Source organism: Dyella sp., assembly GCF_035277725.1.
Taxonomy (GTDB): domain Bacteria; phylum Pseudomonadota; class Gammaproteobacteria; order Xanthomonadales; family Rhodanobacteraceae; genus Dyella_B.
This window is the reverse complement of the sequence record NZ_DATEJY010000067.1, coordinates 1-7239: the sequence shown is the minus strand read 5'-3', so window position 1 is coordinate 7239 and position 7239 is coordinate 1. Positions and strand designations below refer to the sequence as shown.

Annotated in this window: 7 protein-coding genes and 1 tRNA gene; 4 read left to right on the top strand and 4 right to left on the bottom strand. The window is 61.7% G+C overall.

What is annotated here, in order from left to right:
• Both VJR68_RS06540 and VJR68_RS06535 read left to right on the top strand, forming a co-directional pair.
• Nucleotides 1-209 (top strand): hypothetical protein (locus tag VJR68_RS06540; RefSeq protein ID WP_324146863.1); only part of this gene is annotated, 209 nt, incomplete at its 5' end.
• Between the two features lie 144 nt (nt 210-353).
• Nucleotides 354-674 (top strand): hypothetical protein, encoded by a 321-nt coding sequence (locus VJR68_RS06535; protein WP_324146862.1) that lies wholly within the window; start codon nt 354-356, stop codon nt 672-674.
• 294 nt (nt 675-968) lie between these two features.
• On the opposite strand, the gene VJR68_RS06530 is transcribed toward VJR68_RS06535, so the two are convergent.
• Nucleotides 969-2084: a ribonuclease D gene (locus VJR68_RS06530; protein ID WP_324146861.1), complete on the bottom strand. Its 1116-nt coding sequence runs from the start codon at nt 2082-2084 to the stop codon at nt 969-971.
• Nucleotides 2085-2191: 107 nt separating this feature from the next.
• Here VJR68_RS06530 and VJR68_RS06525 point away from each other — a divergent pair, with 107 nt between their 5' ends.
• Nucleotides 2192-4141: an SUMF1/EgtB/PvdO family nonheme iron enzyme gene (locus VJR68_RS06525; protein WP_324146860.1), complete on the top strand. Its 1950-nt coding sequence runs from the start codon at nt 2192-2194 to the stop codon at nt 4139-4141.
• A gap of 57 nt (nt 4142-4198) precedes the next feature.
• On the opposite strand, the gene VJR68_RS06520 is transcribed toward VJR68_RS06525, so the two are convergent.
• The 3 genes from VJR68_RS06520 to VJR68_RS06510 form a co-directional block, all read right to left on the bottom strand.
• Complete coding sequence (locus VJR68_RS06520; protein ID WP_324146859.1) at nt 4199-5155, bottom strand: mannuronate-specific alginate lyase; 957 nt, start codon at nt 5153-5155, stop codon at nt 4199-4201.
• 122 nt (nt 5156-5277) lie between these two features.
• Nucleotides 5278-6162 carry an EamA family transporter gene (locus VJR68_RS06515; protein ID WP_324146858.1) on the bottom strand — a complete coding sequence of 295 codons (885 nt, stop codon included), beginning with the start codon at nt 6160-6162 and terminating at the stop codon, nt 5278-5280.
• Nucleotides 6163-6419: 257 nt separating this feature from the next.
• A tRNA-Leu gene (locus VJR68_RS06510) sits at nt 6420-6504 on the bottom strand.
• 249 nt (nt 6505-6753) lie between these two features.
• On the opposite strand from VJR68_RS06510, the gene VJR68_RS06505 reads away from it, so the two are divergent.
• Nucleotides 6754-7239, top strand: a 486-nt coding sequence (locus tag VJR68_RS06505) for a winged-helix domain-containing protein (RefSeq protein ID WP_324146864.1), incomplete at its 3' end; no start/stop codon positions are given.

Here is a 7239-nt window from a genome sequence, read left to right as displayed (position 1 = left end):
TCCATCCGAAGTGGCGCACCAAGGGCTGGACGGTGGATTCCTGGGCCACGGTCAACTATTACTTAAGCAATGAAAAAGGCATCGGGCTGGGCTTCAAGGTGCTTTCCGTCCCCAAGGCGGAGCACGCTCAAGTGTTTGGGGAGCAACCGGTGAATGCCGTGGTGGAGGGAATCGAGCGGCGTTGGGTGATGCTGCGCCTAGAGAAATAAGCAAGAACTGCGCGCCCGTTTGTAGGAGTTGAATGCAGTGGGTTATGCAAGTGATGCGTTCTTTAATTGCCTGAAATTCCTGCCCGACATCGCGACACCGGCTTGCTAGCGTAAGCGCATCACTCACTCGACCTGGAGGTCACGATGCGTTTTTTCCATATTGTTTCGGTATCGGAGTCAGCACTTCGCAAACACAAGCGAAGGGACGCGTTGGCGCATAAGCTTGGGCAGCACATTATTGATGCCTGTCTTGGCGTGGAAGGCCGGGACATCAGGGACGTCCACCAGGAAATCGAAGCCCGCGGGCTCATCCAGTATTTCGACGAGTTTGGCAACCAGGACCTCGCGTTCTACGCCTGCGTCAGGGGACGCCTGGTGTCGCCCTTCGATCTGAACGAGTTTGAGCTGCGAAACGGGGTCCTGACATACCAACTGCGTCTGGACGCGCTGGGGGAGCGGAGTTAGAGACGCACTGCTATCGCGTAACCGGATAAGGACGAGAACGGTTTGCGTTCTGGAGTCTGCGCAGTTGGGTGCCGAAATTTTGAGCGTGAGCTGCTACGCTGTGCGCACTTACGACGCACTTACCGAAACAACGTCGATGGGAATGGGCGGCTAAGTTACTGAGGTAACAGAATTAACCGGGTTGTTCGATGAGTCGGGTCCGCATTGCGAACGCGACGCTCTCCCAGCTGAGCTACCGCCCCACGCGAGCTGCACATGGTAGCAGCGGAGCGGGGAAGGGCCAAGCCCTTGGGGCTACCCAGGCAGCAGGCTGGTGAGGCGGTAATGGAGCAGGCCACGGCGCCAGCCTTCCAACGAATCCGGCCATTGGGCCGTGACCACGAATTCTTCCAGCACGCGGCGCGAGCAGAGCAGACCGGCTGGCAGGTCGAGTTCGGCGGCGAGGGTGTCCACGCATTGCTTCATGCCGGCCAGGGCCTGCTTGGCCTTGCCTTGTGGAATCGACGGGATGGGGTTGGTGCTGGCGATTTCGTCGGCGCTGACGGCTGGCTGCAGCAGCTCGAACAAATCGACCCGCTGCGAGGAACGCAGGGCGCGTTGGCCGGAGCAGCGGCGATCCAGTTCTTCCTGATATTTGGGCGGCTGTTGGGCGAGGCTGAGGGCCAGTGCGTCTTCCAGCAGCCACGGGCGCGGCTTGTCCAAAAGTCGGGCCGTGGCATCGCGCCAGAGCAGGATGCGTCGCAGCAGCGCCTGTTGCTCGCGCGGCCATTCGGCTGCGCCCCGATAGGCAAGCTGCGGCTGCGGATCGCCTTCGCGCTGGCAGCTTTTGCGCTTGAGCCGTTCGCAATCTTCCGCATGCCAGGCGGTACGGTCGCGTTGCGCCAGGCGTTCGGCGAGTTGTTGATGCACCGTTTCGAGATGCACCACGTCCAGCGTGGCGTATTCGCGCTGGGAAGCGGTGAGTGGACGCTGCAACCAATCCGAGCGCGTTTCGCCCTTGTCCAATTCCGCGCCGACCAGTTCCGCGACCAGCGCGCGATAGCTCATGCCCAGCCCCATGCCGACGAAGGCCGCGGCAATCTGCGTATCGAACAGCACGCGCGGGCCTTTCGGCAGGTGGGGCGACAGCGTTTCCAGATCTTCGCTGGCGCTGTGCATCACGGTGATCATGTGCGGGTTGTTGAGCGGCTGCAAGGCGTCGCCGATCTCGAAGGCGAGCGGATCGACCAACGCATAGCGGCCCTTCAGGCCAAGCTGCAGCAAGGCAAACTGCGGATAGAAGGTATTGCGCCGCATGAATTCAGTGTCGAGCGCCAGCACGCCGCCGGAGGATAACTCGGCCAGCCACTGTTCAAGGTCGTTGCGTTGGCCGATCCAGTCTGCCTGGGGCGGCGATGAGAGCAGGGGCATGTGCGTTCCTTCAAGATCACGGAACAAGCGATTCGCGATTGCTCCATCATCGGTGGTGCCATATGGTAAGCAGCGAACCATAGCAGGCCAGCCGCGGAACGCCCACCATGCCGAGCAAGGAAACCGTACAACGCCAAGGGGTATTCGGCGGCGCGCTTGGTGTGCTCGTGCTGGCATTCGGCCTCACCTATCACTTCTTCCCCGAGCTTTTTCACGTGAGCCCGGAAGAGATAGCCAACCCCAGCGCTCCCGGTGTGGGACGCGCGGCACCGTCGAGCCGCACCCGCGCCACCCCGGAAACGCCTTCCGTGCAGGAAGAACTCAACGCCGGTCCACCGTTGACGCTGGCGCCCACCGCGGTCATCGCCGCACGCTTGGCGCGCAAGCCCGCACCGCTGCCCGAGCAGACCACCGCCGATCCACCGGAAGTGAAGGCATTGGTGGAGAAGGCGGACAAGGCATTCGAGGCGGGACATGTGGCCGGCGACAAGAACAGTGCTGCCGCCTTGTATCTGGCAGCGCTCAAGCTTAAGGCTGACAGCCGCGCCGCGGTGCTGGGACTGGATCAGGTGCGCACGCATCTGATTGCGCAGATCACGCAGGATATCGCCGTCGGCGATTCCGGATCGGCGGGCTCGCTGCTGGATAACTTGAAGGCTTTGCCCAACACTGCCAACGACGTCGCGCCGCTCGAAGCCAGCATGAAGACGCTGCTGCAAGTGCGCCCGATGCTGGCACAGGCCGCTTCGTTGTTGCAGCAAGGCAGGGCGGACAAGCCAGCGGGCGACAACGCGCTGGAGGTCTATCGCCAGGTGCAGAAGCTCGATCCGCAGAACGCGGTGGCGGCACAAGGCATTCTGCAGGTGCAGCGCGTGGTGCTCGATCGCGCGTTGGCGGCGGTGGCGCAGAACGATTTCGCAGGCGCCGAGCAATCGATGACGGAAGCCACGCCGATCCAGCCCGATTCGCCGCAATTGCATGATGTGCGCAATCAGATCGACAGCATTCGCCAGCAGCGCGCCGCCAATGTGTTGGCCCAGGCACGCTCGGCGCTGGATGCCGGCAACATCGATCTTGCCAAGCAACTGGCAGGGCAGGCGCAATCGATCAGCCCGCAGTTGGCTGGGCTGGATGAATTCGAAGTGCGCCTGACCAATGCAAAGCTCTACGCCAGCTTCAAGCCGGGGCAGGTGTTCACTGATCGCTATGTCGACATGAACGGCCAGTCGCCGACCATGGTGGTGGTGCCTACCGGCAAATTCATGATGGGCGCGCCGGAAGAGGAAACCGGCCGCACCGATGCGGAAACGCCGCAACATGAAGTCGCCATCGACAAGGGTTTCGCGATCGCGCAAACAGACGTAACGGTGGGGCAATTCCGCGAATTCGTGCGTGCCAGCGGCTACAAGCCCGATTCCATCACGCAGGGCGGCGCAAGCGTGTACGACGAACGCACCGGCGTGATGCGCGACGTTTCCAACGCCACCTGGGAAGACGACTACGCCGGCCATACCGCCGCTGACACTTTGCCGGTGGTGAACATTTCCTGGAACGATGCGCACGCCTACGTGCAATGGCTGAGCCAGCGCACCGGCAAGAAATATCGCCTGCCCAGCGAAGCGGAATTCGAATATGCACTGCGTGCAGGCAGCACATCACGTTATTGGTGGGGCAGCGGTACGCCGAAGACGAAAGTGGAAAACCTCACCGGCTCACTGGATCGCTCGCCTAGCGGACGGCGCTGGAGCCACGCATTTGACAACTATGGCGACGGCCATTGGGGTCCCGCGCCGGTGATGAGCTTCGCACCGAACGCGTTTGGACTGTATGACGTGGACGGCAACGTATCGGAGTGGATGGCCGATTGCTGGCACGACAATTACGTACGCGCGCCGGTGGATGGCAGCGCATGGATCAACCCAGGGTGCTCGGTGCGCGTGATACGTGGCGGTTCGTGGGGCAGCTCGCCGGAGCAGGCGAATTCGGCGTATCGGCAAGGTGCGGATGCGAGTATTCGCAGTGGGCGCGTGGGTTTTCGCGTCGTGCGAGAGTTGTGACGCTTCGGAGGTTGGGTTACCCCGGACTTGATCCGGGGATAACCCAAGCTACCTGCATCAGGGCAACGGGACGCCCCAAGCCGCCGTCACGTCACCGCCCAGCCGCCATTCGTTGAACGGCCGGCGCGGCGCGATCAGCGCAGGAAGCCGCGGATCTTTCGTGTGTGCGTAATACGGCTCCATCCACGACAGCTCATCCTGGAACGTCCACGGAAACAAATCCTGCTTGACCGGCGTGATCTTCGCAAAGCTGGCGGGATCGCGAACGGCGTCGATCACCAGGTTCGCCAGACGCCCGATCGCATGATGGTTTTCCTGATAAAGATCGATATGCCGGCGCTGCACGAGTTCTGCCGTAAACACCAGCGGCAGCAGTGCAAAGGTGTGATAGTGCAGGGCGCGGTTGCCGCGTTTCACTTCGCGCTCAAGCGCGCCGTTCGGGCCGATATCGTGGATACCTTCGCGCGCACGGATCAACCCCGAATCGATGAGATCGGGTTGAGTCGTCACCGTGCCGATGGCGACCAGATTCAAACCTGCCCAGTAGACGAGATTGTTGTGCAGATGATTGATGGCCTCCGCATCGCGCGTGGCAATGGCGATGCGCTGCAGCCAGGGATCAATCACGGCGAATTTGTCGATGTTGGCGGCCTTTACCTCCGACGGCATGCGCAGGATCACCAGCGCAAAATCGGTGCCCGCCCAGGATCGCTCGTAATACCCCTGATAGCCGGTGATGGGCCCCATCAAGGCATTGCCGCGCGCCCAAGCGGTGAGCAGATCGAGCGTGCAGGACCACTGGCCCGCTTCGGCGGATTTATTGACTTTCGCAATAAAGTCGCGCATCGGCTTGACGGCGTTCGCATAGCCGGTGGCATCGTCATAAAAACCGGGCGGGTCGATGCTTTTGAGCGGCGCGGGTATGTCGCACGCCTTCGCTGTACCTGTCGTGCTCCAGGCGAAGCCTGTAGCGAGCAGGCATCCAACCACGATCCGTACCACTCGCTTATGCATGTTCTATTCCCTTGATGCCGCGTGCACGGTTTTGTCGTCTCTCGTTCTACGAGAGGTTTGTTGCAATAAGACACTACTAAGCCGTCGCGAGCATGACGATCTGGATGTTTAGTGACGCCAGCTTATGGCATCACAGGCTCGCTCCCTGTCTTGCGTGCACTCAACACCGTTCCGGCGGACGCCACGATAATGGCCGCGATCGCAAACCACTGCAGCAGGCTCAAATGTTCGCTCAGGAACATCATGCCGGCCAAAGCAGCAAAGGCCGGTTCCAGGCTCAACAGGGTGCCGAAGGTGCGCGTCGGCAGGCGCGTCATGGCCATCATTTCCAACGTAAAAGGCAGCGCGGAACTGAGTATCGCAATACCCAGCGCCGGCAACAGCAGGCTTGGCGTAAACAGTGCATGGCCTGCATGCGCCAAGCCAATGGGGAAAGCCACCAGAGCGGCTACCGACGTGCCCCAGGCCACGGCATCGGTGCCGTACACCGCACCGGCTTTCTGTCCCAGCACGATATAGCAAGCCCAGCCAACGCCTGCGGCCAACGCATAAAGCACGCCGATCGGATCCAACCGCGTCGGTGCATTGCCAGGCGGCAACAACAACAGAAGTCCGGCCACCACCAGGCCGATCCACACGACGTCCAACCATCGGCGCGAATGAAACAGCGCCAGCGCCAACGGCCCGGTAAATTCCGCGGCCACGGCAATGCCCAGCGGAATGCGCTGCAATGCCAAGTAGAAAACCAGGTTCATCAGGCCAATCGATAAACCGTAACCCCACAGCACGCGCTTGTTGCTTGCCGCATGCCGGGTACGCCATGGCCGCCGCAACACCAGCAAGATCACTGCGCCGAACACCAATCGATACGCCGTCGCACCTTCCGCACCCACCATCGGGAACAGCATCTTGGCAATCGCCGCGCCGCATTGATACGAGGCCATGGCGATCAGCAAGACGCCAACAGCGAACAAAGCAGGAGCCAGCGAGGAGCTTGACCGTGGCATGCGTGTGGGACCGATGTCACTTCGAGGCGGTCATGATGCCCGTGGAATCATGCGCAAAGATACCCTTCGCCTGGTGGGCAATACGTGTCGCGTAGGCTGAGAGCAATCCCGGCATTAACACTCATGAAAAAAAGCTGGGATTGTCATCCCGGCCTACGCGCGGAGGGCATGGCGGTGAAAACGCAAATGCCAGAAACGACAAACCCGGCTGCTGCCGGGTTTTTGTCTGCTGGAAGCTGTGCTTCGCAGCGCTGTCTTGGTGCCCAGGAGAGGACTCGAACCTCCACGGTTTTACCCGCTAGTACCTGAAACTAGTGCGTCTACCAATTCCGCCACCTGGGCAGGTGTCGCGTTGCCTTTCGGGCTGTGCGAGCCGCGTAGAGTAGGGGTGGGAGGACATGTTGTCAACTATTTCTTGGTCTTCCCGGGCTGCAATCGACCATGGCGCACGCAACCATTTATTGAATACATGCATCAAGGCGATACTAGGGCGTGACCAAGACAAAACAACCCAAGGAAAAGGTGCCGCGCAAGGCGGCCAAGGCCCCGAAAGTCCATGCGGACGCGCCCCGGCAGGCGCGCCGCCGCGGCATGGAAACGGGTGACATCACAGCGTCCAGGCGACAGCACGATCCGTTTGCGGAGCGCGAGGCGCAGCGTTACGAAAAGCCGATACCCAGCCGCGAAGCCATCCTCGCGCTGCTGGAAGAACGCGGCGAACTGCTTACCGAGGCGCGCATCGCCGAAGCGCTCCAGCTCTACGACGAATACAGCATCGCCGCCCTTACCAAACGCCTGACGGCGATGGTGCGCGATGGCCAGTTGCTGCTCGGCCGGCGCGGCGGGTACGCACCGGCGCGCAAGCTGGATCTGATTCCCGGCGTGGTGCTTGCCAACGCCGAGGGCTACGGCTTCCTGCGTCCGGATGAAGGCGGCGACGATCTGTACCTGTCGCCGTACCAGATGCGCAGCGTGCTGCACGGTGATCGCGTGCTCGCCAGCGTGGTGGGCATGGACCGGCGCGGACGGCGGCAAGGTTCCATCGTGGAAGTGCTGCAGCGACGCTCGCCGCGGCTG